This window comes from Yoonia sp. KMU-150, assembly GCF_056858355.1.
Map to the genome: position 1 here is coordinate 495,966 of NZ_JBXEQF010000001.1, position 26,908 is coordinate 522,873.

27 protein-coding genes and 1 tRNA gene are annotated in these 26,908 nt (G+C 63.4%); 15 read left to right on the forward strand and 13 right to left on the reverse strand.

What is annotated here, in order from left to right:
* Window positions 1-24: 24 nt before the first annotated feature.
* Together mtaB and dapF are read right to left on the reverse strand one after the other, a co-directional pair.
* Entirely contained in the window at window positions 25-1,281 is a 1,257-nt protein-coding gene (gene mtaB, locus AC04PH_RS02100) for a tRNA (N(6)-L-threonylcarbamoyladenosine(37)-C(2))-methylthiotransferase MtaB (RefSeq protein ID WP_483064090.1), read from the reverse strand.
* The gene (gene dapF, locus AC04PH_RS02105; protein ID WP_483064091.1) at window positions 1,274-2,095 is read right to left on the reverse strand and encodes a diaminopimelate epimerase; all 822 of its coding nucleotides are present in this window, start codon (window positions 2,093-2,095) and stop codon (window positions 1,274-1,276) included. The genes mtaB and dapF overlap by 8 nt, the downstream gene beginning before the upstream one ends.
* A gap of 85 nt (window positions 2,096-2,180) precedes the next feature.
* On the opposite strand from dapF, the gene AC04PH_RS02110 reads away from it, so the two are divergent.
* A tRNA-Lys gene (locus tag AC04PH_RS02110) sits at window positions 2,181-2,256 on the forward strand.
* 101 nt (window positions 2,257-2,357) lie between these two features.
* Here AC04PH_RS02110 and AC04PH_RS02115 read toward each other — a convergent pair.
* Window positions 2,358-2,810, reverse strand: a complete 453-nt coding sequence (locus tag AC04PH_RS02115; RefSeq protein WP_483064092.1) for a prepilin peptidase — start codon at window positions 2,808-2,810, stop codon at window positions 2,358-2,360.
* Window positions 2,811-3,016: 206 nt separating this feature from the next.
* Between AC04PH_RS02115 and AC04PH_RS02120 the strand changes: the two genes are divergently transcribed.
* Together AC04PH_RS02120 and AC04PH_RS02125 are read left to right on the forward strand one after the other, a co-directional pair.
* Complete coding sequence (locus AC04PH_RS02120; protein WP_483064093.1) at window positions 3,017-4,642, forward strand: DUF4331 domain-containing protein; 1,626 nt, start codon at window positions 3,017-3,019, stop codon at window positions 4,640-4,642.
* A gap of 24 nt (window positions 4,643-4,666) precedes the next feature.
* A complete protein-coding gene (locus AC04PH_RS02125; protein ID WP_483064094.1) occupies window positions 4,667-4,873 on the forward strand; it encodes a hypothetical protein in 207 nt (68 codons plus the stop codon).
* A gap of 218 nt (window positions 4,874-5,091) precedes the next feature.
* Here AC04PH_RS02125 and AC04PH_RS02130 read toward each other — a convergent pair whose 3' ends face one another.
* Genes AC04PH_RS02130 through AC04PH_RS02140 form a run of 3 tightly spaced genes read right to left on the reverse strand, consistent with a single transcriptional unit; the run spans window position 5,092 to window position 7,585 of the window.
* Complete coding sequence (locus AC04PH_RS02130) at window positions 5,092-5,910, reverse strand: type II secretion system protein GspK (protein ID WP_483064095.1); 819 nt, start codon at window positions 5,908-5,910, stop codon at window positions 5,092-5,094.
* On the reverse strand, window positions 5,907-6,446 hold the full coding sequence (locus AC04PH_RS02135) for a prepilin-type N-terminal cleavage/methylation domain-containing protein (RefSeq protein ID WP_483064096.1): 540 nt from the start codon (window positions 6,444-6,446) through the stop codon (window positions 5,907-5,909). The genes AC04PH_RS02130 and AC04PH_RS02135 overlap by 4 nt, the downstream gene beginning before the upstream one ends.
* Window positions 6,443-7,585, reverse strand: coding sequence for a penicillin-binding protein activator (locus tag AC04PH_RS02140; protein WP_483064097.1), 1,143 nt, complete (start codon window positions 7,583-7,585; stop codon window positions 6,443-6,445). Before AC04PH_RS02140 ends, AC04PH_RS02135 begins: the two co-directional genes overlap by 4 nt.
* A gap of 35 nt (window positions 7,586-7,620) precedes the next feature.
* Between AC04PH_RS02140 and gspN the strand changes: the two genes are divergently transcribed.
* On the forward strand, window positions 7,621-8,238 hold the full coding sequence (gene gspN, locus AC04PH_RS02145; RefSeq protein ID WP_483064098.1) for a type II secretion system protein N: 618 nt from the start codon (window positions 7,621-7,623) through the stop codon (window positions 8,236-8,238).
* Here gspN and gspF read toward each other — a convergent pair.
* Genes gspF through gspL form a run of 4 tightly spaced genes read right to left on the reverse strand, consistent with a single transcriptional unit; the run spans window position 8,235 to window position 12,549 of the window.
* Window positions 8,235-9,446: a type II secretion system inner membrane protein GspF gene (gene gspF / locus AC04PH_RS02150; protein ID WP_483064099.1), complete on the reverse strand. Its 1,212-nt coding sequence runs from the start codon at window positions 9,444-9,446 to the stop codon at window positions 8,235-8,237. The genes gspN and gspF overlap by 4 nt on opposite strands.
* Entirely contained in the window at window positions 9,447-10,946 is a 1,500-nt protein-coding gene (locus tag AC04PH_RS02155) for a GspE/PulE family protein (protein ID WP_483064100.1), read from the reverse strand.
* On the reverse strand, window positions 10,946-11,410 hold the full coding sequence (gspM, locus tag AC04PH_RS02160; RefSeq protein WP_483064101.1) for a type II secretion system protein GspM: 465 nt from the start codon (window positions 11,408-11,410) through the stop codon (window positions 10,946-10,948). Before gspM ends, AC04PH_RS02155 begins: the two co-directional genes overlap by 1 nt.
* Complete coding sequence (gspL, locus tag AC04PH_RS02165; RefSeq protein WP_483064102.1) at window positions 11,407-12,549, reverse strand: type II secretion system protein GspL; 1,143 nt, start codon at window positions 12,547-12,549, stop codon at window positions 11,407-11,409. Before gspL ends, gspM begins: the two co-directional genes overlap by 4 nt.
* A gap of 75 nt (window positions 12,550-12,624) precedes the next feature.
* Between gspL and gspG the strand changes: the two genes are divergently transcribed.
* From gspG to gspD, 5 genes are read left to right on the forward strand one after another with little or no spacing between them, the layout of a single operon-like run.
* Window positions 12,625-13,116: a type II secretion system major pseudopilin GspG gene (gene gspG / locus AC04PH_RS02170; RefSeq protein WP_483064103.1), complete on the forward strand. Its 492-nt coding sequence runs from the start codon at window positions 12,625-12,627 to the stop codon at window positions 13,114-13,116.
* Window positions 13,113-13,601, forward strand: a complete 489-nt coding sequence (locus tag AC04PH_RS02175; RefSeq protein ID WP_483064104.1) for a prepilin-type N-terminal cleavage/methylation domain-containing protein — start codon at window positions 13,113-13,115, stop codon at window positions 13,599-13,601. The genes gspG and AC04PH_RS02175 overlap by 4 nt, the downstream gene beginning before the upstream one ends.
* Window positions 13,598-13,963 carry a type II secretion system minor pseudopilin GspI gene (gene gspI, locus AC04PH_RS02180; RefSeq protein ID WP_483064105.1) on the forward strand — a complete coding sequence of 122 codons (366 nt, stop codon included), beginning with the start codon at window positions 13,598-13,600 and terminating at the stop codon, window positions 13,961-13,963. Before AC04PH_RS02175 ends, gspI begins: the two co-directional genes overlap by 4 nt.
* Window positions 13,963-14,829 (forward strand): type II secretion system protein N, encoded by an 867-nt coding sequence (locus AC04PH_RS02185; RefSeq protein ID WP_483064106.1) that lies wholly within the window; start codon window positions 13,963-13,965, stop codon window positions 14,827-14,829. The genes gspI and AC04PH_RS02185 overlap by 1 nt, the downstream gene beginning before the upstream one ends.
* Complete coding sequence (gspD, locus tag AC04PH_RS02190; RefSeq protein WP_483064107.1) at window positions 14,826-16,772, forward strand: type II secretion system secretin GspD; 1,947 nt, start codon at window positions 14,826-14,828, stop codon at window positions 16,770-16,772. Before AC04PH_RS02185 ends, gspD begins: the two co-directional genes overlap by 4 nt.
* 215 nt (window positions 16,773-16,987) lie before the next feature.
* Here gspD and AC04PH_RS02195 read toward each other — a convergent pair whose 3' ends face one another.
* Window positions 16,988-18,217, reverse strand: coding sequence for a urate hydroxylase PuuD (locus AC04PH_RS02195; RefSeq protein WP_483064108.1), 1,230 nt, complete (start codon window positions 18,215-18,217; stop codon window positions 16,988-16,990).
* A gap of 97 nt (window positions 18,218-18,314) precedes the next feature.
* Between AC04PH_RS02195 and AC04PH_RS02200 the strand changes: the two genes are divergently transcribed.
* Window positions 18,315-19,247, forward strand: a complete 933-nt coding sequence (locus tag AC04PH_RS02200) for a LysR family transcriptional regulator (RefSeq protein ID WP_483064109.1) — start codon at window positions 18,315-18,317, stop codon at window positions 19,245-19,247.
* Here the strand turns inward: AC04PH_RS02200 and uraH are convergent.
* A complete protein-coding gene (gene uraH, locus AC04PH_RS02205; RefSeq protein ID WP_483064110.1) occupies window positions 19,232-19,585 on the reverse strand; it encodes a hydroxyisourate hydrolase in 354 nt (117 codons plus the stop codon). The two genes, AC04PH_RS02200 and uraH, sit on opposite strands and share 16 nt — an antisense overlap.
* A 141-nt stretch (window positions 19,586-19,726) precedes the next feature.
* On the opposite strand from uraH, the gene puuE reads away from it, so the two are divergent.
* Genes puuE through AC04PH_RS02220 form a run of 3 tightly spaced genes read left to right on the forward strand, consistent with a single transcriptional unit; the run spans window position 19,727 to window position 22,990 of the window.
* Complete coding sequence (puuE, locus tag AC04PH_RS02210; RefSeq protein WP_483064111.1) at window positions 19,727-21,139, forward strand: allantoinase PuuE; 1,413 nt, start codon at window positions 19,727-19,729, stop codon at window positions 21,137-21,139.
* Window positions 21,136-21,621 carry an ureidoglycolate lyase gene (locus AC04PH_RS02215; RefSeq protein WP_483064112.1) on the forward strand — a complete coding sequence of 162 codons (486 nt, stop codon included), beginning with the start codon at window positions 21,136-21,138 and terminating at the stop codon, window positions 21,619-21,621. Before puuE ends, AC04PH_RS02215 begins: the two co-directional genes overlap by 4 nt.
* Before the next feature lie 58 nt (window positions 21,622-21,679).
* Complete coding sequence (locus AC04PH_RS02220) at window positions 21,680-22,990, forward strand: uracil-xanthine permease family protein (RefSeq protein ID WP_483064113.1); 1,311 nt, start codon at window positions 21,680-21,682, stop codon at window positions 22,988-22,990.
* A gap of 39 nt (window positions 22,991-23,029) precedes the next feature.
* On the opposite strand, the gene AC04PH_RS02225 is transcribed toward AC04PH_RS02220, so the two are convergent.
* A complete protein-coding gene (locus tag AC04PH_RS02225; protein ID WP_483064114.1) occupies window positions 23,030-23,854 on the reverse strand; it encodes a bifunctional allantoicase/(S)-ureidoglycine aminohydrolase in 825 nt (274 codons plus the stop codon).
* A gap of 365 nt (window positions 23,855-24,219) precedes the next feature.
* Here AC04PH_RS02225 and AC04PH_RS02230 point away from each other — a divergent pair, with 365 nt between their 5' ends.
* Together AC04PH_RS02230 and AC04PH_RS02235 are read left to right on the forward strand one after the other, a co-directional pair.
* On the forward strand, window positions 24,220-25,593 hold the full coding sequence (locus AC04PH_RS02230; protein WP_483064115.1) for an aminotransferase class III-fold pyridoxal phosphate-dependent enzyme: 1,374 nt from the start codon (window positions 24,220-24,222) through the stop codon (window positions 25,591-25,593).
* A gap of 21 nt (window positions 25,594-25,614) precedes the next feature.
* Complete coding sequence (locus AC04PH_RS02235) at window positions 25,615-26,799, forward strand: M24 family metallopeptidase (RefSeq protein ID WP_483064116.1); 1,185 nt, start codon at window positions 25,615-25,617, stop codon at window positions 26,797-26,799.
* The last annotated feature ends 109 nt before the right edge of the window (window positions 26,800-26,908 follow it).

Sequence of the window (26,908 nt, forward strand, 5' to 3'; positions counted from 1 at the left end):
CGGCAAGATAATACGGAATAGCGCTCAAGCCGACAGGTGGAATCCGGTGTATCCGGAAATCGTCGCCTCCACGATCCGGCTTTCGGCCTGATCGGTGTCGAAATGCACCTCCGCGAATTGCGGGGTGCGGCCCATGCGGGGGTTTTCCATCAGCACGGCGTGGCGCTGGCCCACCTGTGCAGACAGATGGCGAGCGACCTGTGCCTCACCGGCGGCGCGCAGTTGCGCGGCGCGGTCCTTGATGACCTTGCCGTTGACGGCGGGCATTTTTGCGGCGGGCGTCCCGTGGCGGGCGGAATAGGGAAAGACGTGCAACCACGTCAGGTTGCAGTCGCGGACCAGCGCCAGCGAGTTGGCGAACATCGCGTCGGTTTCCGTGGGAAAGCCCGCGATGATATCCGCGCCATAGGTCATGTCGGGGCGCAGCTTGCTGGCCTCTTCGGTGAACCGGATCGCGTCGTCGCGCAGGTGGCGGCGCTTCATCCGTTTCAGGATCATATCGTCGCCTGCCTGTAGGCTGAGGTGCAGGTGCGGCATCAGGCGCTGGTCGGTGGCGATGGCTTGCATGAGGTTGTCGTCCACTTCGATGCTGTCGATGGAGCTGATCCGCAGGCGCGGCAGATCGGGGACGAGGCGCAGGATGCGCATGACTAGATCGCCCAGTTTCGGCGTCGCGGGCAGGTCCGCGCCCCAGGATGTGAGGTCGACGCCTGTCAGCACGACCTCCTGATAGCCGCGATCGACGAGGCGCTTGATCTGGTCCACGACCACACCCGCCGGCACCGACCGCGAATTGCCGCGCCCGTAGGGGATGATGCAGAAGGTGCAGCGGTGGTCGCAGCCGTTTTGGACCTGCACATAGGCACGGCTGCGCGTGCCGAACCCGTCGATCAGGTGGCCCGCGGTTTCGGTCACCGACATGATGTCGTCCACCTGCACGGGTTCGGTCCGGCCGATCAGGTCGGGGGCCATTCCGGCCCAGGTGGCGGGCTGCATCTTTTCGGTATTGCCGATGACGACGTCGACTTCGGCCATGTCGGCGAAGGTCGCGGGTTCCGTCTGGGCGGCGCAGCCGGTGACGATGATCTTTGCGTCGGGGTTGGCGCGGCGTTGCTTGCGGATGTCCTGCTTGGCCTTACGCACCGCCTCTGCCGTGACAGCACAGGTGTTGACGATCACCGCGTCGGTGACGCCCGCCTGTGCGGCGAGGTCCTTCATCGCCTCGGTTTCATAGGCGTTCAGGCGGCAGCCGTGGTTGGAGAATATCGGCGCGTCAGCCATGCCAGACGCCGTCGAAAACATGGGCGGTCGGGCCGGTCATCCAGACACCGTCGTCGCGCCAGTCGATCTGCAGCGTGCCGCCGTCGAGGTCGATCTGCACCTTGCGCCCCGTCAGCCCCCGCCGCGCGGCGGCGACGGCGGTGGCGCAGGACGAAGAGCCTGAGGCCAGCGTGATGCCCACACCGCGTTCCCAGACCCGCATACGAATGTGGTCGGGGCCGACAATCTGGGCGAACTGGACGTTCGTGCGTTGCGGATAGAGCGGGTGGTGTTCGATTTCGGCTCCGCGCGCACCAAGGTCGATGGCATCGACGTCTTCCACGAAAAACGTGCAATGCGGGTTGCCCATGCCGGTCGCCGTCGGGCTGCCATCAATGGGGAGTTTGAGCGTGTCCATCGCCCGGGCCAGCGGGATGTCGCGCCAGTCCAACTGCGGCTGTCCCATGTTGACGCTGGCCAGGCCGTCGACATCGCGGGCCTGTAAAGTTCCGCGGTCGGTCGTAATCGTCAGCGCGCTGCGCCCGGTCTGATCCATCAGGTGCCGGGCGATGCAGCGGGTGGCGTTGCCGCAGGCTGCCGACTGCGATCCGTCGCTATTCCAAAACGTCAGATGCACGTCCGCTCCGGCCCGGTCGGACAGCACGGCCAGTTGGTCGAAACCGACGCCGCGATGCCTGTCCGCGATGGCGCGGGCGAGGTCCGCATCGACCCGCGGTGCGCCGCCACGCTCGTCGACGACGACGAAGTCGTTGCCCAGCCCATGCATCTTCATGAAGGGCAATGATGTGGTGTGGTCGCGGATCATGCGGCGCATATAGCCAATGCCCGCGGACTATTCCAGACGCGCCGCGTTTTGGGGTTGACCCCATGCCCCATGGTTTCTAATACCCGCCTCTAGTGGGCCGTTAGCTCAGTTGGTAGAGCAACTGACTTTTAATCAGTGGGTCGCAGGTTCGAATCCTGCACGGCTCACCACTGAAACCCCGGATATTAGGGTGGCGGTCGCCTGCATTGTCCCGGCAGGAATACCGGGCACCTGGCGGTGGCTCGTATATCGATGCCGGTCAGGGACAGTGTCAGATCAGCCATTGAACGACCCAAACGCTCCAGAATCCCAGCGCGAGCCACGGTCCGAAAGCCAGGCCCTGCGTAGAGTCCCGTGACGTCATTTGCGTGAACAGCAACGCGCCCCCGGCGGCGATCAGCAGGACGTAGGGCAGCGACGTGATGCCGACCCATGCGCCTGCCGCGGCGAACAGTTTGGCGTCGCCCAGACCGAGGCCCTCGCGACCGCGCAGGCGATGGAAACCCGTGCCCAGCGCCCAGAAGACACCGTAGCCGGCTATCGCGCCCCAGATCGCCTGATGCGGCAAAGCGCCGTATAGGACGGTATTGATGGCCAGGCCCGCGACGATGAGCGGCAGGGTGTAGGTATCGGGCAGGCGCAGGGTACGCAGGTCGATCCAGACCAGCCGCAACAGAACCGCCGTCAGACCGGCTGTTGCGACAAGCCAGACGCTATGCGCCAAAAAAGCCAACAATAGAATGCATAGATTTCAGTGTCTTGCGCAGATGGCATCTTATTGTTGCCACTTTCATGAAACCTTTTGTCTAACTGCGCGTGGTTCCTTGTAACGGACGTAGGGGCAGGTTCGCAAATTGAACTGCGCCCGCCCGGATGCAATGCGGCAAAATTATAGCCGTCAACAAAAACCGACAGTCGGAGGACTTTCAATTGACGATTTCCAATTCCAAATTTCTGCTAGGCACAACCGCGGCAACGCTTTGTCTTGCAGCCACGATGGCGACCGCGTCGTCGCACCGCGAGGCACCCGGGATCACCGAGCAGCCGAAGGTCGATGCGACGGACTTCTATATGTTCCGCAGCTACGAGACCGGCCGTGAAGGTTATGTCACGCTGATCGCCAACTATCAGCCGTTGCAGGCGCCCTATGGCGGTCCGAACTATTTTACGATGGACCCGGACGCTCTCTATGAAATTCACATCGACAACGATGGCGACGCGATCGAGGATCTGACGTTCCAGTTCGATTTCGAGAACACGCTCGTCGGTGGAACCGGTGTACAACTCGACATCGACGGCGAGATGGTTTCGATCCCGCTGCGTGCAGCTGGTCAAATCTTCAACCGCGATATTTCAAAGCTCGGAGAGATCGAAACCTATTCCGTGACTATGGTTTCGGGTGATCGCCGGAGCGGCGAAGCGACGACGCTGTCACATGGTGGCGGTGCGACGTTCACCAAGCCGGCTGACTATTTCGGGCAGAAGACGATGCCTGCCTATGGTGCGTATGCCGACTCCTACATCTACAACGACGTCAGCATGCCTGGTTGTGAGGCTGACTCGCGCGTCTTCGTCGGGCAGCGTGCAGAAGCGTTCGCCGTGAACCTTGGCGAAGTCTTTGACCTTGTGAACCTCGTGCCGATCCAAGGCGCCGACAATGCCATGTGGCCGCAGTACAATGTGCCTGCAGATCAGCAGTTCCCCGGTGGCATCACGCAGGATCGTGCGAATGACGATCTTGTCGGTATCGCCAACGTGACGTCGATCGCCATCGAAGTTCCGATTGCCTGCCTGACCGGCGGCGGCAACGGTGTGATCGGTGCCTGGACCACAGCCAGCCTGCCACAGGCCGAACTGGAAGATCCTTCGCCCACCTATGATGGCACGTCCGTCTATGGCGGTGCTTGGGTGCAGCAGTCGCGTCTGTCGGCTCCACTGGTGAACGAAGTCGTGATCGGCCTGCCCGACAAGGACCTGTTCAACGCAGCCGAGCCGATGCAGGACGGTGCGCTTGCAGTCTATGTCACCAATCCGACATTGCCTGCCCTGATCGACGTGCTGTTCCGCGAAGCGGTCTTGGGTGAAGGTGCGACGACCAATCTTGCACCGTCGAACTTCCCACGTGCGGACCTTGTCGCGGCTTTCCTGACCGGCTTCCCGGGGTTCAACCAGCAGGCGACTGTCACACCGTCCGAGATGCTGCGCCTGAATACGGGTGTGCCTGCCACACCGCGTGACAGCCAGCATACATTCGGCGTCGTGGCCGAAGACCTTGCAGGTTTCCCGAATGGCCGTCGTCCGGGTGACGATACCGTCGACATCGCACTGCGGGTCGCCATGGGTGCACTGTGTCACCCTGTGCCGCTTGGCGCTGAACTGGGTGTCGAAGGTGCCGTCGAAGATACGGACAGCGATCTGGTGAACCTGGGTCTGTGTGAACCAGCTGATGCGCCCGCCGGTACGGCACCGCTGACGGACGGTGCGCCGCTGAACGCATCCGAACTGGGTGATGCATTCCCATACCTGAACACACCACTGCCAGGTTCGCGGTCGTAAGGGGAACAGGATAGGAGAGACGATATGTTGAAGAATCTAACCTACCTTTCCGCCGCACTTCTGGTGCTCGCTGCCTGCGACGAAGCTGGCATCGGCAACGACCCGGAGGGAATTGAGACACTGGGCAACGACTTTGTCCGCGCGTTTCAGCAGGATCCCAACGATGAACCGCTTGATCCCTCGGATCTGCAGTTGATCCTGACCCCGAATGCGGAACCGTTTAACCCCTAGGGTTTCGGTCAAGGTAAATCAAAGAGCGCGGCTGCCGGGAACGGTGGCCGCGTTTTCCGTTGGCGGTCCGGTCGGCGTGACAAGCAATCGCATCGGGCAGGTCGATTTGGCACGTCGGTGCCGAAGCAGGCACTGTTACGGCGTTGTGGTCGGCTGTCCGGTTTTGGCGGCACTTGTGGACACACAAACTCTGGCAAGCAGATGACGATCCGGACGGTTTACCGGCCAAGCCGTCGTGAGACGACCTGCGCGCGCTGCACCCCGACCCCGGTGACCCGTGCGACGCGCGACAGCAGTGTGATGGTGACACCGTCAACCTCTGCCACGGAAATCACGTCGAACATCGCGGATGTATAGCCCGCGCCATTCACGGACAGGATGCCGGCATCGGTCAGGTCACCCTGCGTGAGAAATCCGATCCGTTCGCGTGTCTTGATCAATTGACGCGCCGCGGCGGGATTGCCCAGAACCGCCGCCATCACCTCCTCGCCCGCCGTATTGAGATTGACTTCAAGGTCCGGGGGCAGGCCAATGACATGCGGCGTGAGGGCTGTGTAGGTCGCGTCCGAAAGCCCGGGTATATCTTCAAGTGTCGTGACCGCGCCACGCGACCCCAGATGCCGCACGATCAGATTGGCCTGTTCATCGGGCAGGCCCAGGCTGCGTGACAGGCGCAGCAGGATCTGCGCGGGGAGGATCGTCGGGCCGATCAGCGTGTTCAGGTTGAATCGCCCCTGCAGGTCGATGATGTCGACCGAAAACTGTCCTGTCGACAGCGTGACATTTTCCTGCGCGGCACCGGCCCATGCTTCGGCATAGTGGTCGGTCTCGGGGGCCTCTTGCATATCCCGTTGCAGGGCCAGCACGACCGAGGTTTCAGCCGCGAATGCCAGCGCCTCGGCCTGCGTCGCCGCGGCGGCGCGGCTGGTGCGGTCGAGCAGGTTGTCCTGGGATGTGAACATCAGCACGATCACTGCGGAGCCGATGGCGAGAACGACCAGCACGTTCACGAGGATCACGCCGCCGTCGTGCCTCATGGGGCCGCGATCCGCGCCAGCGGGACCAGCCGCGACACGCTGCGATCGTCGCGCAGACGCAGTTGCATCTCGACGCCCAAAAGCGCGGGAGCGCCTTCGGCAGGCCAGGCGGTATGCCAGTTTCCGGCGACATCGCGGAGCCTGAAACTGATCTGCTGCGTGTCGGCGATCAATGTCTGTTCCAGCGGACGATCCGGGGTTTCGGGAAAGACGATCTGACGGATGAGGCCGTCGTCGGTGCCGCTATAGCGCAGCGTGCGGCCCGTCGATACGCCGACCGACAGCGTATCGTCGGACAGATCAAGCGTGGTCGGGTCGGCCTGCAGCAGATCGTGTGCAAAAAGGGTCAGCGCCCGGTCGATGCGCGCGACCTGTTCCAGCCGCCCGTCCGTGCGGTCCCTGACCTGCAGCAGCGTGTCGAGCATGGTGAAGGACGCAAGCCCGACGAACGCGAAAATTACCAGCGAAACCAGCATCTCGATCAGCGTGATGCCTGCAGCCCCGTCGCGCGCGCCGGTCTGTCGGGCCGGTGTCATACCGCGGTGGTGCCGATCAGGTTGGTCGCGCCACCCGTCACCTTGAGGATCGCAAGCCCGCGTTCGCACTGGCCCGTGTCGCGAAAGCGGTATGGCCCGACGATCCCGTCGAAGCCGGCCTCGCGCAACAGGCCATCGCGATCCTGCTGGCCGATCCGGCCCAGCAGCCGGGCCATTTCGACCGCATCGAAGGTCAATCCGGCGACTACGCCCGCGTCGACGCCCGCCTGCTGTTCCAGCGCGATCGAAAACGCCTCGAACCGGACGGGGTCGGGGGCCGCGAACCAGGCCTCGTCCAGCGCCCCGATCCGCCCGGCGTCGATGGCGGCCCACTGATCGGACCCGAGAATTTGCACGCCCGCCGCCGAAAGCGCGGCTGCCTGCGCCTCGAACGCGCCACCGACGATGGGCAAATAGACCGCATCGGGAAGTGTCCCCCCTCCGGCACTGCGCAGGGTCGCGACGACGCCGCCCGCATCCGATGTGACGACAGGCGGCAGCAGATCGAGACCAAACCCGCTGGCGGCGGCCTGGCCGGCCGCGACCGACAGGTCCCCGAACCGCCCGGGTGGTGTGACGATCGCGAAACGGCGCAGACCGCGCCCTGCCGCAAATCCCATGACCGCCTTCGCGGCCTGCAGCGGAGTGATCCCGAACACGAAGAGGTTGGCACCCGCGACACTGCTGTCGTTGGTCAGTGACACGACGGGGATATTGCGCCCGACGGCATCCGCGACCGGCCGCGCCTGTGCCGAGAACAGCGGCCCGATGATCATCTGCGCACCGTCGCTGACCGCCGATGTGGCCGCGGCCACCGCGGATTCGGTGCTTTCGCCGCCGTCGACCACGAAAATTTCCGCGGTTGACCCGGCCCCGGCCCCGCCGATGCTTGCAGCTTGCCCCATGATCTGCCCTATTGAGGCACGCGCACCCGACAAGGGTGCCAGCAAAGCCGCCCGCCCGATCGTTCCCGCCGGAGGCAGGTCCGGCTCTTGATCAGAGCCGAGATACCCGCAGCCCGCCAAACCGAACAGAGCCGATGACCCAGCAAGCGACTGCAAGAAACGCCGCCGCGCCAGACCGTTCCGGGCGCTTGGGTCGCGGGATAAGAAAGCTGTTGTTTGCCTGTGGTCTTGCATTGTTTGCCGCCGTTGTTTTTGTCGGTTCACTGCTGGTGACGCTTCCGGCCACTGTCGTGACGGAGTTTGCCACACTCCCCGCGCAAGTCACAGGGCTTTATGGCAGTCTGTGGCGGGGCAGGGCGCAGCTTGTCGGCGGATATACGCTCGAATGGGAGGCGCGTCCGGCCGCGCTGGCGACGTTGAGGGCGGAGTTCGACGTGCAGCTTGCCGGGCCGGACACGCAACTGTCCGGTGTCGGCGCGGTGACGCCGTGGCAGGGTGCGGTGACCGATCTGCGCGGGCGCGCCGGGCCGGGTCTTTTGCAACTGATACCTGGACTGCCGATCAAGAGCTGCACATCACGCGCGGTCGTGGATATCCAGGAGTTGCGTATGACAGGCGATGCCGCATCGGCGGACGGCACGGTGTCGATCGACGCGGGCAGTTGTATCGACCGGTTCGACCGCCAACAGACCGTGCCCGAGATGGAGATCGATCTGCTGACGCAGGGCAGTGATGCGGTCGCGATCCTGACCGACCGCGACGGTCAGCTGGCGCGTGTCGCCGTTGCGGGCGACCGCCGGTTGATCGTCCGGGTCGAGCCAGAAGGGGCGACGCTGGTGCCGGGGCTGCCGACGTCCGGGCCGATCATTCTGGAGTATCCGTTCTAGTTCACCAGCGTGTTCAGGTTCACGATGGGCAGCATGATCGCCAGCACCAGCAGCATCACGATACCGCCCATCAGGAGCAGCACCGCCGGTTCGACGAGCGCCACCAAGGCGGCGACGAGCGCGTTGAGGTCGCGCGACTGATCCTCTGCCGCACGGGTCAGCGTTTCACCCAGCACACCGCCCGCCTCGCCGCTGGCGACCATCGCGATCAGCATCGGCGGAAATACCTGTGCATCGTCCAGCGAACGCGACAGCGCCGCACCCTCGCGGACGCGGGCGGCGGCGGTGTTCACCTTGTCGCGGATGTGCAGGTTTGGGACGGTGGCGGCGGCGGCCGACAGGGCATCGACAAGCGGAACGCGGCTGACGGCGAGCGTGGCGAGTGTACCCGCGAACTGCGCGGCATTGGCCTTGAGAACGAAACTGCGGGTCAGGCGCGACCGGGCAAGCCAGCGATGCCAGATGCGTCTGACCGCCGGGCGACGCATCAGGGCCAGCACGATCAGGATCGTGGCGGCGATGCCGCCCAGCACCACCAGACCCCATTGATTGATGAAATCGCTGATCCCGATCAGCGCGCGGGTCAGAAACGGTAATTCCGCACCGCGTGACGTGAAGACGCGCACGATATCGGGCACGACGAAGGTGAGCAGGGCCACGATCACGGCCAGTGACACAACAGCAAGGATGGCGGGATACATCAGCGCAAGCTGCACTGTCTGACGGTTTTTGGCACGGTTTTCGACGAAAGCGGACAGGTGCGCCATCACGTGGCCAAGCTGTCCCGATGCCTCGCCCGCGGCCACCGACGCACGGTAGTAGTCGCCGAAGACATGCGGGTAGTCACCCAACGCCTGCGCAAAGCTGCGCCCGTCCAGCACGGCGGAGCGCAGGTTCAGCAGCAACGACGATACCGCCGGTTGCGACGCCTGATCCGCCACGGTCTTCAGTGCCTGTTCGACGCCCAGACCCGTTCCGACAAGGGTGGCAAGCTGCCTCGTCAACAATGTGAGGGCTTTGCTGCTGATCCGGCTGCGGCGAAACAGGGGCTGGGCGGTGCCTGCCTTTTGCGTCGTCGGCGACACGGACACGGGCATGAGTTGGCGCGCGCGCAGGGCCTGCCGCGCGGCGGCGGCATTGGACGCCTCGATGATACCTTTGGCGGTTTTCCCTTTGGGATCGACGGCCTGATAGGCGAAGGCGGCCATCTAGGCGTCACTTTCTTGTAGGGTCGGGTCTTCGTGCACGGCGCGCGCCACTTCTTGCGCGGTCGTCAGGCCCTGCCGCATTTTGGCGATGCCGTCGGCCAGAATGCCGGGGCCGCGTTCGCGCGCGGCGGCGATCAGCGCCGCCTCCGACAGGCCCTCGTGGATCAGGCGTTCGAGATCGGCGTCGACCTCGATGATTTCATAGAGTGGCAGGCGGCCACGGAAGCCGCTGTCGTGGCAATCGGGACAGCCGGTGCCCTTTTTCACGACGGTGCCTTGGGGGATATGGCCCGACAGCAGGGCGCTTTCGGCGTCTGTGATTTCATGATCCGCCGCGCAACTGTCGCAGACCCGGCGCACCAGACGCTGCGCGATCAGGCCACGCAGCATGGGCGCGAGCAGGAAGCGTTCGACCCCCATTTCGACAAGGCGTGAGATCGCGCCGATGGCAGTATTGGTGTGCAGCGTGGAAATCAGCAGGTGCCCTGTCATGGCGCTTTCGACGGCGATCTGTGCGGTTTCCCGGTCGCGAATCTCGCCCACCATGATGACGTCCGGGTCCTGCCGCAGGATTGCCCGCAACCCGCGTGCGAAGGTCAGATCGGTCTTGGCGTTGACCTGCATCTGGCCGACGCCGTCCATCGTGTATTCGATCGGGTCCTCGACCGTCATGATGTTGCGCTCGCGGTCGTTGAGCATGTCGAGGCCGGCATAGAGCGTCGTCGTTTTACCCGAACCGGTCGGGCCGGTGACCAGCACCATCCCGTCGGGCCGCGTCAGGATGCGTTTCAGCTTGTCCAGATCGCTGTCGGTCAGGCCGAGATGGTCGATGCCGCGCAGGGTTTGCCCCCGGTCGAGCAGACGCAGCACGACACGTTCGCCGAACTGGCTGGGGATCGTGGAAATGCGCACGTCAAGTTCGTAGCCACCGACGCGGAGCGATACCCGTCCATCTTGCGGCAGGCGTTTTTCTGCGATGTCGAGTTTGCCCATCACCTTGATCCGGCTGACCAGCAGCGGGGCAAGCGCACGTTTGGGCGCGATGACTTCGCGCAGGACGCCGTCGATCCGGAACCGGACGAGCAGGCGGCGTTCTTCGGTTTCGATGTGAACGTCGGACGCGCCCTCGCGCACCGCCTCCAGCAGCAGCGCGTTGATCAGGCGGACGACCGGCGCATCGTCGTTCTGGGCCAGCAGGTCGTCGACCGATGCTGCGGTGTCGGCCAGGCTGGCAAGATCATCGTCGGCGTCGGCGGCCACCTGCGCGGCCTCGCTGGCGCTGTCGCGATAGGTGATGCCCAGCGCGGCCTCGAATTCTGCCGGGCTGACTTCGGCGGCGACAAGCGGTCGCCCGGCCACGCGTTGCGCCTCGATCAGGGCCGAGACGCTTGCATCCGCGCGATGCTTGCACAGGATCATGTCGTCATCCGCCGTCAGGATCACGCCCTGGGTCTGTGCGAAGCTGTAAAGCAGTTTCGGAGTGGCGGCGACTTCCGACATCAGAGGTTTCCCATCAGAAGGCGGGCAGAGACCACGCCCGGCTCCGGACGGCGGTCGATCTCGACCGCGATCGGTGTGGCGCCGAATGTCTGTTCCATATCCGCGATCCAGACCATCAGCTGCGAAAACGGCGTATCGCCGACGGTCACACGCACGCCGTCGCCGTCCGGTTCGATCCGGCGCACCGTCACATCTGCCGCCTGCGCCGAGGCGGTGATGCGGTTCGGCAGCGGCGTCTTGTTTTCGGGTGACGCTGCCGGTCGGTCCGTCGCGTCCTGCGTGCGCGCGGCGAGCGCGGCGGTGTCCGTGACAAGGCGGTAGTCGGAGATCGCGCGGATATGATCGGCCCTGGCAGCCTGCAGCGGCACCCACGCAAGTTGATATGCGGCGGCCAGTGCCGCGAGCGGCAGGACAGCGACGATCAGGATTTTCTCGCGCAGCGTCAGGGCATGGAACCATGTCATTGCGTGCTCTCCCGTGTGATCCGCAACTCGGCTTCCGCGCCACCTTCACCGGCATTTGCGGCCCCGGCGGAAACGGCGAAGCCGTTTGCGGCGAGAGCCTGTTGCAAGCGCTGCAGGTCGTCCAGACCACCGGCCTGAACGAGCATCACCAACTGCCCGCTTTGCGCGCCCCACGTCAGGCGGCGCAGGCTGGTGGGTGTCCCGGTGTCCGATGGCGTCGCGCTTATGATGCGTGTGGCGTCCGACAGCAGTGGCAGGAACGCACCCCTGCGGGGTGCCGATGCGGTCGGCGCGAGGCGGGCCAGAACCGGGGATACATCATCCGTCAGCGTGACGCCGGGCAGCGGGCCGGCAATGGCGGCCTGTGCGGTTGCGCGTTCACCCTCGGCCTGCCTGGCCAGTGCCCATGTGTCCGCTGCAAGCAGCCCCAGATGCACCAGTGCCGCCGCGAAGACGGCAGAGGCCGCGATCAGCACCAGCCGCAGGCGGCTACCGGTTTCGCGCGCCTGGTCGTGGGCAAACTGAAAGGCCAGGTCGGCGGGCGCGGGACGAGGCGGCGCATCTGAAAGGTCGGTCGCATTCAGCTCCGGCGGCAGCGGTTCGGCCAGCGCCTCGACCCCGGGTCGCCCCGCGGCGCGCCAAAGGGCCGGTAGCATGTCCGCCGGTACCGCGAACCCTGTGCCGTCGGTCGCCCGCACGACCGCTCGTACACCTTCCCGCCAGACACGCCATGTCGCCGGGGCGTCCGGGGCGGGGATCATCAGGATTTCGGGCAGCAGGTTCGGCGTATCGGCATGGATGTCCAGCACCACTTTGGCCGTGACAAAGGCAAGATGTGGACCGGCCTTGCTGACCACGACCTGATCGAGGGGCGTCGCAATCTGGTCTTCCACGGCAAAGCGCATCATGGCCGCCTGCTGTCTGGCCGAAGCCTTGGGCAGGTCGACGACGTGGGCGCTCGTATGCTCTGCGGCAAGCAGCGTGATCGCCCCGGCCCTGCCCTTGGCGCCGAGGCTTTGCGCGCGCTCCACCAACCCGGCGGCGGGCCGGAAAGCGGCGATTGCAGGAGGCTGTCGGTGGGGCGTGTCGTCGGGTCGCCCTGAGGCGTCAAAAACGTCGTTAAGTTTTTGATTTAACACGAATTTCGACCTTTGAATTTCCCTGCATCTGAGATACTGTCACAGAAACTACGTTTTCGGAAGGAAAAGAGTTTCATGGATGAGCGGCAGCCAAAACCCACGCAGCGACGGGTTGGGCGCACGGTTACCCGGCGCAGGCCAGACGCCGGTGTGACACTGATCGAGATGATGGTCGTTCTGGTCATCATCGCCATCGTCGCGGCTATCGTGGTGCCGAATGTCGTGGGTCGTCCGGACGAGGCGCGGGTCAGCGTCGCGCAGACCGATATTCGCGCCATCGGCAGCGCGCTGGAGCTGTACCGCCTCGACAACCAGACCTATCCGACGACGTCGCAGGGGTTGGCCGCTCTTGTCGAACGACCGACCAGCCCGCCGGAGCCGCGCAACTGGGTCGCGGGTGGTTACTTGACGGCAGTGCCGATGGACCCTTGGGGCAATGACTATCTGTACCGGTCCCCCGGCGACACAGGAGGCTTTGATCTGGTATCGCTGGGATCGGACGGGCAGCCCGGCGGGGACGGCACGGCCGCCGATATCCTGCATGGCCAGACATCGAACGGCGGTTGACCCATAAGCGACACAGCCCACGCGACGGACAGGCCGGGGTAACCCTGGTCGAGGTTTTGGTGGTGCTGGCGCTGCTGGGCGTGATGACCGGTGCGGTCGCGCTGAGCCTTGGTGGGGTCGGGCGCGGGAATTCGGCGACGCAGGAAGCTGAATTGCTCGCAGCCCGCCTGAACCGCGCGGCGGACGAGGTGTTGCTGACGGCCACGCCGATGCGGTTTCGCTGGACGGACACGACCTATCGCTTCGAGGTGTCGCTGGATGAAGACTGGGTGCCGCATCCCGTGGCGATCCTGGGCACGGAGCATACCTTGCCCGAGGCGCTGCGCCTGCGGGCACAATCGGACGCCGCGATGCTGATCGTCGGGTCCGATCTCGTGCCAGAAAGTGGCGAGGCGCTGGAGATGCAGTTTATAGCCGACGGGTCCGTTGCCAGTGCACTCCGGTTCGATGCGGTCAACGCAACGCTGATCGGGGATCGACCATGACGCCGAAACGCAGCTCCGATGCGGGCTTTACCCTGATCGAGGCACTGGTCGCCATGGTGATCCTTGCGCTGGGCGCGGTGTCGTTGCTGACGGCGGCCGAAGGGCATACGGGACGGATCAGCGACGTCAGCGCGCGTGTCGCGGCCCGGTGGGTGGCCACCAACGCACTGGCAGAAGCGCAGATGGGGCTGCCTGTCGCCGAAACCGGTATCGCGATGTTCGGCGAAAGCTATGATATCGACATGGACCGGACCGAAACCGCCGATCCCGGGCTTGTCGCGGTCACGCTGCGGGTGTCACGGGCTGACGCTGTGCAGGTTCTTTATGTTCTGGATGGCTATGTGGCCGCAGGAGGAAACTGATGTCGGGACGTGCGCGCATGCTGAAAACTCTGGTGATCCTGATTTGTATCGGCAGTGTCGCCGCCGCCGCCGCCCCTGTCGTCTGGAAGCTGCGCGGCCATGATACGGTCATCCCGCCGGTCGCCGTTTTGCAGCCGCAAACCGCCACAGACGCGGCGCCCATCGACATCGACCCGGTTCTTGATCTCGCGCCGTTCGGCGCCGCACCGGCGGCGGATGCACCCGTGCGCGATGACGGGCCGGCAATGCCGCAGCTTGCCCTGTTGGGCGTGATCGTGCGTGACGACCCCGCGCGGTCGCTTGCGTTGATCGCGTCGGAGACCGGCGAGGCGAATTACCGTATCGGCGATGCGATCACCGATACGGTCACGCTGACCGCTGTCGCTTCGGAGTTCGTGACGTTGGATGTGGCGGGCGAAAGTCGCAAGCTGGCTTTCGACGGTGCGGAAATCGCAGAGGATGACGCGACGCCGACTGGCCAGGACAGGCTGGCGGCGATCATGGCGATCGGACAGGGCACGACCATCAGCGAACGCAACGATCAGGCGCAGCGCGCGCAGCCGCAGAGCACGCAGGATTACATTGATCTGTGGCGTGACCGCATCAGAGCGAATCCGGCTGAGGTGATGGACGCAATTGGTTTGGTGCCTGTGGAAAACGGCTATATGATCGCTGAAAAACATGACAGCGGTGTAAACCGCGCGGGTTTGAGAGCAGGTGATATCGTGAGAACTCTGAATGGTCAGCCTGTGGGCGACGTGGACAGCGATCGTGTGCTATACGATCAGGTGGCTGAGTCCGGTCTTGCCCGCATCGAGGTAGAGAGGGACGGCCGCACGATAGTGATGTCGTTTCCATTGCAATGATCGCGCTGCTGCGACGCTATGCGCTGGCGCTATGTCTTGCGGCGATGGCCGTTCCTGCGCAGGCGCAGGATGAAACATTCGTCATCAACCTGCGGGATGCGGACATCTCTGCGCTTGTCGAGCAGATTTCCGAGATTACGGGCCGCACGCTTGTTCTTGATCCGGGGCTGTCGGGCGATGTGACCGTCGTGTCGGCGCAGGCACTGGATCAAGAGGGCGTCTGGTCCCTGTTCCAGTCGATCCTGAAGGTGCGTGGCTTCGTCGCCGTGCAATCCGGCACCATCTGGCAGGTTGTCCCCGAAGGCGAGGCGCGCACCGTCAGTGGCCCGACACAGGATGATGTGGATGACGCGGGCAGCCAGGATTTCGTCACCGAAATGTTGCGCCTGAACCGTCTGCCGTCGTCAGAAGCGGTGCGCATCCTGCGCCCCCTGATCGCCGACAGCGGCTATATCGAGGCGGTCGAGGACCCGAACGCCATCGTGATCACCGACACCAGTGCCAACGTCGAGCGGATCATGACCATCGCCAGGTCCTTTGACGGTGACGCGACCGTGCGCGCGGAAGTGATCCGCTTCCGCAGCGCCGATGCCGCATCGGTCGGCAACGCCATTCTGGAAGTGCTTGGCCCGGCGGGAACGGCGGCACGGCTGTCGGTCGATCCGGGATCGAACCTGCTGCTGGTGCGTGGCACGCCTGCGGATATTCAGGAAATCCGCGAACTGGCCGATGCGCTGGACGTGCGCCCGATTACCAATCCGCGCGAAACCGTCAGCACCACGGTCTTCAACCTGCAATACGGTGACGCGATGATCATCGCGGAAATCATTCAGGGCACTGTCGGCGACGCCACCAACATCACCAACGCAGTCGCCGCTGATATTGGTGCAGCCGAACCGGAGACGGAGAACGTCGAAGGTGGGCAATTCGTGCCGATCACCCGCGTGGTCGCACCGGATGCGGTCACCATCACGCCGTCACGTGAAACGAATTCGATCATCGTGCGCGGAACCGCGGCACAGGTTCAGGAGATCGGGCAACTGGTCCACGCGCTCGACGTGCGACGCCCGCAGGTCATGATCGAGGCCGCGATCGTCGAGGTTTCGGGCGACGCCGCCGAACGGCTCGGTGTGCAGCTTGGTTTCGGCACGGGACCCGAATCCGGCGGGATCGCGGCCACATCCTTTGGCAACGGCGGCGTGTCGTTGCAGGGCGTGCTTGCGGCGGTCGGTGCGCCGGCGTCGGCGGCCCTGTCCACGGGCCTCACGCTGGGGGGCGGAACGAACGATTTCGGTATCCTGATCCAGGCCCTGTCGCAATCGACCCGCGCACGGCTGCTGTCCACGCCAAGCGTCACGACGCTCGACAACGAACCGGCAACGATCGTCGTCGGTCAGAACGTGCCGTTCCGCACCGGCAGCTTTGCGACCGACGGAAATACGGTGACCCCGTTCACGACCATCGAACGCCGTGATGTCGGCATCACGATGAACGTGGTCCCCCGGATCACCGCCGGCGGTGTCGTGCAGCTTGTGATCGAGCAGGAAATTTCCAGCCTTGTGAACGCAAATGTCGAGGGTGCCGCCGATCTAGTGACCAACCGGCGGGTCATCAACACGACCGTGATGGCCGACAACCGTGGCACTGTCGTTTTGGGCGGGTTGATCACCGATGACCGCACAAGCGGGGAAAACAGGGTGCCCGGCCTGTCCGATGTTCCGATCGTCGGCGAGCTTTTCCGATCACGCAACGCGCGCGAGACGAACCGCACGCTGTTCGTCTTCCTGCGACCCACGATCCTGCGCAGCCGCGAGGATATCCAGCATGCGGCAGAGACCCGCTACAACCGTGTCCAGACGGCGGACATCACGGAGCCGCCACGCACCATCCTGAACGAAACAGAGGTGCGTCAGCTTCCGCTTGAAATTCAGGGTCTTTATTGAGGTCGGCCCGTCACGGCGGCATGAGGCTATAATCCCCGCGGCAGCGGCGTTTTGCCGTCAGACCTGCACCCAAGCGGCGTTTTGCCGCGACGACGTCACGCAGGCCCGAATGAACGCCATACAGACCATGCCGAGTCTACCGACCATGCCAAGTCTGATGCGTTTCATATCCATCGACTCCTGTCGGGCAGTGCGTCTTCGCGCGGGTCGCCGCGTTAGGGCGTGTCGCGTGCGGCCTGAACCCATGCAATGATCGTTTCCCGGTCGCCCTGCTGCATCTGGATGGCGTTGGGCGGAGGCATCGCGTGGCTGATACCCGCCTGCAGATAGATTTGATCGGCGTGGCGCGCGACGTCGCTTTCGGTTTCGAGGAATACGCCTTTCGGGGCCCATCTGATCCCCTCCCAATAGGGGTCCCGCGCGTGGCACATGGAGCAATTGCCGATCACCGTGTTGTAGGCCGCATCGAACCCTGCGGCGGCGGCAAAGCGTTCCTCGTAGGGCGTGAGCGCGCGTGCCTGGACGGTTGCGGCGTCGGGGCGCAGAGACGACAGCCAGGCGATCAGGATCATCAGCAGGACCGTGACCGCCCAGGTCCAGTGCGGGCCGCGCCCGGTCTTGTGCATGGTGTTGAAGTAGTGCCGGATCGTGACCCCGGTGAGGAAAATCAGGCTCGCGATGATCCAGGCATAGGGTGTGCCGAATGACAATGGATAGTGGTTGGACAGCATCAGAAAAACGACGGGCAGCGTCAGATAGTTGTTATGCGTGGACCGCACCTTTGCGATCTTGCCGTATTTCGCGTCCGGCTTGCGCCCGGCCTTGAGGTCCGCGACCACGATGCGCTGGTTCGGCATGATCTGGAAAAAAACGTTCGCCGTCATGATCGTCGCGGTGAACGCCCCAAGGTGGAGCAGCGCGGCGCGCCCCGTGAAAATCTGATTGTAACCCCAGGACATCGCCACAAGGATCGCGAACAACAGCAGCATCAGCACTGTCGGGCGGTCCGCCAGCCGGGACTTGCACATGGCGTCATAGGCCAGCCATCCGACCGTCAATGACCCGCCGGAGATCACGATACCCTGCCAAAGCGCCAGATCGGCCTTGGTGGGATCGAGAAGGTAAAGTTCCCCGCCCACCCAGTAGATGATCATCAGAAGTGCCGCGCCCGACACCCAGGTCATGTAGCTTTGCCATTTGTGCCAGGTCAGATGCTCGGGCATCCGTGCGGGCGCGACCATGTATTTCGTCGTGTGGTAGAAACCGCCGCCGTGGACCTCCCATTCCTCGCCGGACGCGCCCTCGGGCATGTCGGAGGCAGGTTTGAGCATCAGATCCAGCGCGATGAAATAGAAAGATGCGCCGATCCACGCCATTGCCGTGATCACGTGAAGCCAGCGGACCGAAAACGCGATCCAGTCCCAGACCACTGCTATGTCGTACATGCCATCCTCCGGAATGCGGGTGCCTCTTACCCTAGGCGAGACCGGTTTATGCTGGTATCGGGTGAAATTGCCAAGCTGTATCAAGAAAAGCCGAAAAATGTCCTATTTCGACAATATCCGCACGTTTGTCCGTGTCTATGAGCTGGGCAGTATGTCGGCGGCGGGGCGGGATTTGCGGATATCGCCGGCTGTGACGTCTTCGCGGATTTCGCAGCTTGAAAATTACCTTGGCGTGCGGCTTTTCCAACGCACGACCCGCAATCTGAGTGCCACGGAACAGGGCAAGGCGTTCTATCGAGGTGCATGCGAGGTGCTGGCGTCGGTCGAGGCGGCCGAGGCCGAGGTGACGGCGATCACCGACCGGCCCCGCGGGTCGCTTTATGTCGCGGCACCGCTTGGCGTGGGTCGCCGTCTGATCGCGCCTCAGGTGCCTGCCTTTCTTGCGGAATACCCGGATGTGAACCTGCGGTTGCGCCTGACCGACCGCAAGGTCGATCTGACGACCGAAGGTCTGGATCTGGCATATTTTCTGGGCCAGCCCGAAGACAGCAATCTGAAAATCAGGAAAATTGCCGATGTGCAGCGTGTGCTTTGTGCTTCACCCGCCTATATCGCGGTGCGCGGGCACCCCCGGTCCGGCGAAGAGATCGTGGCGGACCGACACGAATGCCTGAACCTGCGGTTTCCGGGCGCGACCGAATTCCACTGGCCCCTGATGACGGAAGCGGGGCCGAAACGGTTTCGCACTACCGGGCGTCACGAGTGCGATGACGGTGACGTCCTGACCGATTGGGCGCTGGCGGGGCAGGGGATCGCGCTCAAGCCTGTGTTCGAGGTAGCCGGTCATCTGGCGTCCGGCGCGCTTGTCATCGTCGGCGAGGCGACGCCACCCGAACCGATCCAGATGGCATGTCTTTTTACACACAGGCGCCATCAGGACCCGAAGACGCGGCTTTTCATGGATTTCGTGTCGGACCGCATCAGCGATGTGATCAGGGACACACGTCTGCCCGATCAACTGCCGCGATAGGTTGAAAAGCTGAACGGCGAAAGCAAGAGCGGGACGTGGTAGTGCTGTGCCGCCGACATGCCGAACCGGACCGGAATGATATCGAGGAAACGGGGTTCTTCCGATGGAATGCCGGTGCGGTCTAGATATGCGCCTGCATGAAAGACCAGTTCGTATGTTCCGATCTCGAATTCTTCCGCTGGTAGTATCTGTGCGTCGGTGCGGCCATCACTGTTGGTTTCCACCGTTTTCAGCAGACTGCGCGTGTCGCCTGTCACGCGGTAAAGTTCGATCGTCATGCCGTCGGCAGGGCAACCTCTGGCGGTGTCAAGAACATGGGTCGTCAGGTATCCGGACATGGGCGTCCTCCTTGCGTGACATCAGTCTGGCGATCCGCGACACCGACCGCAAACACTGACATCGGTAAACTGCTTCTGATATTATTTGAAAAACAGGGCTATCGGTTTGAAATACAAGCGTGCCGATCAGGAGGACCAGGCGTGACAAGATACCCGCGTGACATGACCGGTTACGGCGCGACGCCGCCGCAGGCGGATTGGCCGGGCGGTGCACGGATCGCGGTCCAGATCGTGCTGAATTACGAAGAGGGCGGCGAGAACAACATCCTGCACGGCGATCCCGCGTCAGAGGCGTTTCTGTCCGAAATCACCGGCGCCCAGGCTTGGCCCGGTCAACGTCACTGGAACATGGAGTCGCTTTATGAATATGGCGCGCGGGCCGGGTTCTGGCGCTTGCACCGGCTGATGATGGATCTTCCGGTTACCGTTTATGGGGTGGCGACAGCCCTTGCACGTGCGCCGGAACAGGTGGCTGCCATGAAAGACGCGGGCTGGGAAATTGCCAGCCACGGCCTGAAATGGATCGAACACAAGGATATGCCCGAGGATGTGGAGCGGGCGCAGATGGCCGAAGCGATCCGGCTGCATACCGAGGTTGTGGGCACGCCGCCGCGCGGCTGGTACACAGGCCGTTGTTCGAACGACACGGTGCGGCTTGCCGCCGAGACTGGGCAGTTCGCCTATGTCGCCGACAGCTATGCCGACGATCTGCCGTACTGGATGCGGTTCGGGCGGCAATCGCAGTTGATCGTGCCATATACGATGGATTGCAACGACATGCGCTTTGCCATTCAGGCGGGCTTTACCAACGGCGACCAGTTCGAAAGCTATCTGCGCGACAGTTTCGATGAACTTTATGCCGAAGGCTGCGACGGTGCGCCCAAAATGATGTCGATTGGCCTGCATTGCCGGATTGCGGGCCGCCCTGGACGCGCTGCTGCCTTGCGCCGCGCGCTCGATCATTTCAAATCTCATGATGGCGTATGGTTCGCGACACGCGAACAGATTGCCGACCATTGGACAAAGGCGCATCCCCCTGTGCAGACCCCCCGCCCCTCGGGCATGGATCGTGACAGTTTCGTCGCTGCCTTCGGCGGTATTTTCGAGCACAGCCCATGGATCGCCGAAGCCGCGTATGGGCTGGAACTGGGGCCGACGCATGACACTGCCGCAGGTGTGCACAGCGCCCTTGCGCGGGTGTTCCGCAGCGCGACGCCGGACCAAAGGCTGGGTGTGTTGAACGCCCACCCCGATCTTGCCGGGAAACTGGCAGCCGCCGGTCGTCTGACCGCCGAAAGCACCGTCGAGCAGGCCGGTGCCGGGCTGGACTTGCTGACAGACGACGAACGCGCGCGGTTCACCGCGCTCAACACAACCTACACCGGCAAGTTCGGCTTTCCCTTCATCATCGCGGTCAAGGACAACACGAAGGCAAGTATCGTCGCGGCGTTCGAAAGCCGGATCGAAAATGACCGCGACACCGAATTTGCCGAAGCCTGCCGTCAGGTCGAACGCATCGCAGCGCTGCGTCTGCAGGAGAAGTTCGGCACATGACCGACACGATCCGCATCCAGCCGCTGACCGCGACGGATTTTACCTCTTTCGGTGATGTGCTCGACGCTGCGGGCGAGGCGGACAGGATCATCAATCAGGGCATGTGTGGTCGTTATCATGACCGGGCAAAGCTGGATTTCACCGACGGCAGGGCCTGCCTGAACCTTTTCAAGGCCACCCCGCGCAAGTTGCCGCTGACTCTCGACATGATGGAACGCCACCCCGATGGGTCGCAGGCATTCATCCCGATGAGCATGGATCCGTTTCTGGTCATCGTGGCGCCCGACGCAGGCGACAGGCCCGATAGGCCGCAAGCCTTCGTCACCACGCCCGGACAGGCGATCAACTTTCACAAAGGCACGTGGCACGGGGTGCTGACACCGCTGCATGCACCCGGCCTTTTCGCCGTGATCGACCGGGTCGGGGACGGCCCGAACTTAGAGGAATACTGGTTCGAGACACCGATGGTGGTCGATCTCTGACTTGTCACCAAAGCCGGCGCGACGACCGGCGCAACACCACTCAATATGGACATATAAAATGACTGACATATCCTACAGCGATCCGAATGTGACGCCGCCGATCGGACAGGCGGTGCCACTTGGACTGCAGCACGTACTGGCGATGTTCGCCTCCAACGTCACACCGTCGATAATCGTCGCGGGTGCGGCGGGTCTGGCCTTTGGCGGGCCGGAGCAGATTTATCTGATCCAGATGGCGATGCTGTTTGCAGGTGTCGCCACCCTGTTTCAGACTGTGGGCCTTGGCCCCATCGGCGCGCGCCTGCCGATCATGCAGGGCACCAGTTTCGCCTTTGTGGGCGTCTTGGCGGGAATCGCCGCAACGCTGGGCCTGGGCGTGGCGCTGACGGCCTGTATCATCGGTGGTGTCGTCCACTTCATTCTCGGTGCGTTCATCGACAAGCTGCGGTTCTTGTTTCCGCCGCTGGTGATCGGCCTCGTGATCCTTGCCATCGGTCTTTACCTGATCCCCGTCGCGATCAAATACGCGGCCGGCGGAGCTGCCGATTTCCAGATGGCCGCAGAGAGCTTCGGTTCGCTGATGCACTGGTCAGTCGCTTTGACCGTGATCATCGTGTCGCTGGTGCTGAAGTTCTTTGCCAAGGGGCCGCTGTCCAATGCCGCGATCCTGATCGGCCTGCTGGCGGGCTATGTGCTGGCCTACGTGCTGGGCATGGTCAACTTTGAACCGGTGGGCAAGGCCGCGTGGCTTACATCCATAACGGCGCTGCCCTACGGGTTCGAGTTCAACCTGGGCGCGGTTATCGCGGTCACGCTTGTGTCGATCGTGTCGGCTATCGAAACGGTGGGGGATGCCTCTGCCACTGCCAAGGCCGGTGCACAGCGCGAGGCGACCGATCAGGAAATCGCCGGTGCCACCTATGCCGACGGTCTGGGCACCGCCGTGGCCGGTGTCTTTGGCGGTCTGCCCAATACATCCTTCAGCCAGAACGTCGGCATCGTCGGCATGACCGGCATCATGAGCCGCCATGTCGTGACCATCGCCGGTCTGATCATGATCGTCTGCGGTCTGGTGCCCAAGGTGGGTGCGGTCGTCGCCTCCATGCCGTTGCCCGTGCTGGGCGGTGGCGTGATCGTGATGTTCGGCATGGTCGCCTCGGCTGGTCTGAACATGCTGTCGGACGTGCATATGTCGCGCCGCAACATGATCATCATCGCGGTTTCGCTGGCCTTTGGTCTGGGTCTGAACCTTGTGCCGACGGCCGTGCAATATCTGCCCGGCGTGGTGAAGGTGCTGGCCACCTCTGCCGTGGCACCCACCGCGCTGATGGCGATCATCCTCAACCTCGTCCTGCCGGAAGAGGACTGACCACACAAAGGCCCGGTCATCAGGATCGGGCCTTTTTCCTTAACGCGGCCCCAGCGGCATATGCCGGTTCACGTCCTTGTAAAGCAGGTAGCGGAATTGACCCGGTCCACCGGCATAGCAGGCCTGCGGGCAGAACGCGCGCAGCCACATATAATCACCGGCCTCGACTTCGACCCAATCCTGATTGAGCCGGTAGGCGGCCTTGCCTTCGAGAACGTAAAGGCCGTGTTCCATCACATGGGTTTCCAGAAACGGAATGACCGCGCCGGGTTCGAACGTCACGATGGTCACATGCATGTCGTGGCGCAAATCTGCCGGATCGACGAAGCGTGTCGTCGCCCATTTGCCATCGGTATCGGGCATGACCGTGGGCGCGATATCGTTTTCATTGGCTATGACGACATCCGGGGTGTCGAGGCCGGGAACGAACACGTAGGATTTGCGGATCCAGTGGAACCGCAACGGATCGCCTGTAAGGTTTCTAAGCGTCCAGTCGGCTTGCGGCGGCAGATAGGCATAGCCACCGGGTGACAGGTGATGGGTCTCGCCATCGACCGTCAGGGTCGCGGTGCCGTCGACGATGAACAGCACCGCCTCCGCGCTTGCGTCGGTTTCCGGGCGGTCCGACCCGCCGCCGGGTGCCACCTCCATGATATACTGTGAAAAGGTCTCGGCAAACCCGCTGAGCGGACGCGACAGCACCCAGAGCCGCGTCCCCGTCCAGAACGGCAGATAGCTGGTGACGATGTCGCGCATCGTGCCGCGCGGGATCACGGCATAGGCGTCGGTAAACACCGCACGATCTGTCAGAAGCTGGTTCTGCGGCGGGTGGCCACCTGTGGGTGAGTAGTATCGGGACGTCATGTGAATACCTGATGGTGCGATCGGTCGGAGTATGCGGGGCCGGATTGCGCAGCACCACGCCGATCCGCCGAGCAGCACCTTCTGCACTATTTTGACAATCGGCACGCCCGATCTTTGCCGGAGGTGAGGTGACAAATTCCGGTCGAGGGTGTCGGACCGGTCGACGCAATACCGGATGGCACATTTGTGTTGCCACCGCACCTCGGGACGTGATTTCATACACTTATCACCCCGACAATAAAGGCATCGCGCGCTGCTGTCCGGGTCAGCGGAGCCTGACTGCACCTGCAGCGGGTTTGCCCCTCGCGTGCATCCGGCTCCTTCAAGATCGACGGCGGTGCGATGCCGCGGGAAAGGGCAGGGATATGCTGCGAAACGACCAACTGGAACACTGGGACCGGGAGAATTTCTTTCATCCGTCGACGCATCTTGCGGGTTTTGCCCGTGGAGAGGTCCCGCAGCGCGTCATCACCGGCGGGTCGGGATGTTATATAGAGGACCGAGACGGACACCGTCTGCTCGATGCCTTTGCCGGGCTTTATTGCGTCAACGCGGGCTACGGGCAGACGGCGATAGCCGAGGCGATTGCCGAACAGGCCAAGACGCTCGCCTATTATCACGCCTATGTAGGTCACGGGACCGAAGCCTCTATCACCCTGGCGAAGATGGTGCTGGACCGCGCGCCGGATCATATGTCGAAAGTCTATTTCGGGCTGACCGGGTCGGACGCGAATGAAACGAACATCAAGCTGATCTGGTACTACAACAACATTCTGGGACGCGAAGGGAAGAAGAAGATCATTTCGCGCTGGCGCGGATATCACGGGTCCGGCCTCATGACCGGATCGCTGACGGGCCTCGACCTGTTCCACAGGAAATTCGATTTGCCGCTGGCTCATGTGCTTCACACGGGGGCCGCCGATTATTTTCGCCGCTCCGATCCCGGGCAGAGTGAACAGGCGTTCGTGACGCAATGTGCTGCGGATTTGGAGGACCTGATCGCGCGCGAAGGGGCCGACACCATCGCCGCCTTCATCGGTGAGCCGGTGCTGGGCACAGGTGGCATCGTCCCGCCGCCAGCGGGATACTGGCCGGCAATTCAGCAGATCCTCGACAGACACGACATTCTTTTGATCGCCGACGAGGTGGTCACCGGGTTCGGGCGTCTGGGGACGATGTTCGGGTCCGAACACTACGGCATGCGGCCCGACCTGATCACCATCGCCAAGGGGCTGACCTCGGCCTATGCCCCGTTGTCAGGGTCAATCGTTTCGGACAAGGTCTGGCGGGTGCTGGAGCAGGGCACGGATGAAAACGGTCCGCTTGGCCACGGGTGGACCTATGCGGCGCATCCGGTCGGGGCGGCTGCGGGTGTCGCCAACCTGCGGGTGCTGGACGAACAGAACCTGATCGCGAATGCCGGTGACGTAGGGGCCTATCTGAACGCCGCGATGCACGATGCGCTATGTGACCATCCACGGGTGGGGGATATCCGCGGCGAGGGGATGCTCTGCGCTGTCGAGTTTGTGGCCGACAGGGATACACGTCGGTTCTACGACCCTGCGGAGAAGGTCGGACCACGGATCGCGGCAGCGTTGCTGGAACAGGACAGCATCATTGCCCGCGCGATGCCGCAGGGTGATATCCTTGGATTTGCACCGCCATTCTGCCTGACGCGGGAACAGGCCGACACCATCGTCGCGGCAACACAGCGTGCCGTGACTGCAGTTCTGGGTTGAGGCGGATAATCGGGGGTTAGAATGTCGGACACCAAGGCACCGTTCTCCATGTCTGAGTATCAGGCCCGTCTGGTTAAAACGCGTAAAGCGATGGACGCGGCCGGTCTGGACGCGCTTTTCGTTACGGACCCGTCCAATCAGGCTTGGCTGACCGGCTACGACGGCTGGTCGTTCTACGTGCATCAGGGGGTCATCGTGCTGCCGACCGGGGATCCCGTCTGGTGGGGTCGGCACATGGACATGCTGGGTGGACGACGAACATGCTGGATGCCGCATGACAATATCGTCGGTTATGGCGACCACTATGTGCAGGCGACCGACATACATCCGATGCAGGATCTTGCCGACCAGTTGTCGGCGCGTGGGGTCGGCACGGGACGGATCGGCGTGGAGATGGAGAACTATTATTACTCCGCCAAGGCGCATGCCGTCCTTGAGGCCTCTCTGCCCAGTGCAACGCTGGTGGACGCAACCGCGCTGGTGAATTGGCAACGATTGGTCAAATCGAAGGCCGAGATCGGTTTCATGCGCCGCGCGGCGGCCATTTCTGACAGGATCATGGAGACGGCAATCGCACGGGCGGAACCCGGCGTGCGCAAGAACGATCTGGTGGCCGACATCCTGCATACGGGCATCACGGGCGTCGGGGACGATTGGGGCGACTATCCCGCGATTATGCCGCTGACCCCGTCGGGTCTGGATGCCACCGCAGCGCATCTGACTTGGGATGGTGCGCCGATGTGCGCGGGCGAGGCGACGTTCTTTGAACTGTCCGGGTGTTATCGCCGGTACCACGCGCCGCTGTGCAGGACCGTATTTCTGGGCCGCCCCGGCGATCATGTCCGGCGCGTCGGGGCCGCGCAGATCGAGGGGATCGCCGCCGGGCTGGAGGCTGCGCGCGCGGGCAACCGCACCTGTGATATCGCCAACGCGTTCATGACGGTGATGAAGGCGCACGGGATCGCGCGACAGGGGCGGATGGGATATGCCGTGGGGCTGAGTTATCCGCCCGACTGGGGCGAGCGTACGGCATCGATCCGGGCCGAGGATCGGACGATCCTGCAACCGGGCATGACGTTTCATTTCATGCCTGCGCTGTGGATGGAAACCTGGGGGCTGGAGTCCACCGAAACCATTCTGATCCGCGAAGACGGCGCGGCAGAGACGCTGTGCGATGTGGAGCGCAGATTGTTCGTTAAACCATGAGCGACCGAACCCCCGTTGGGTCTATTCCGCAGCGAGGCTTTGATGGCTTTCCAACCAGGCTCATCGCGACAAGGCTCTGAATTGTCATGCGGAAAGCGGGAAATCTGCC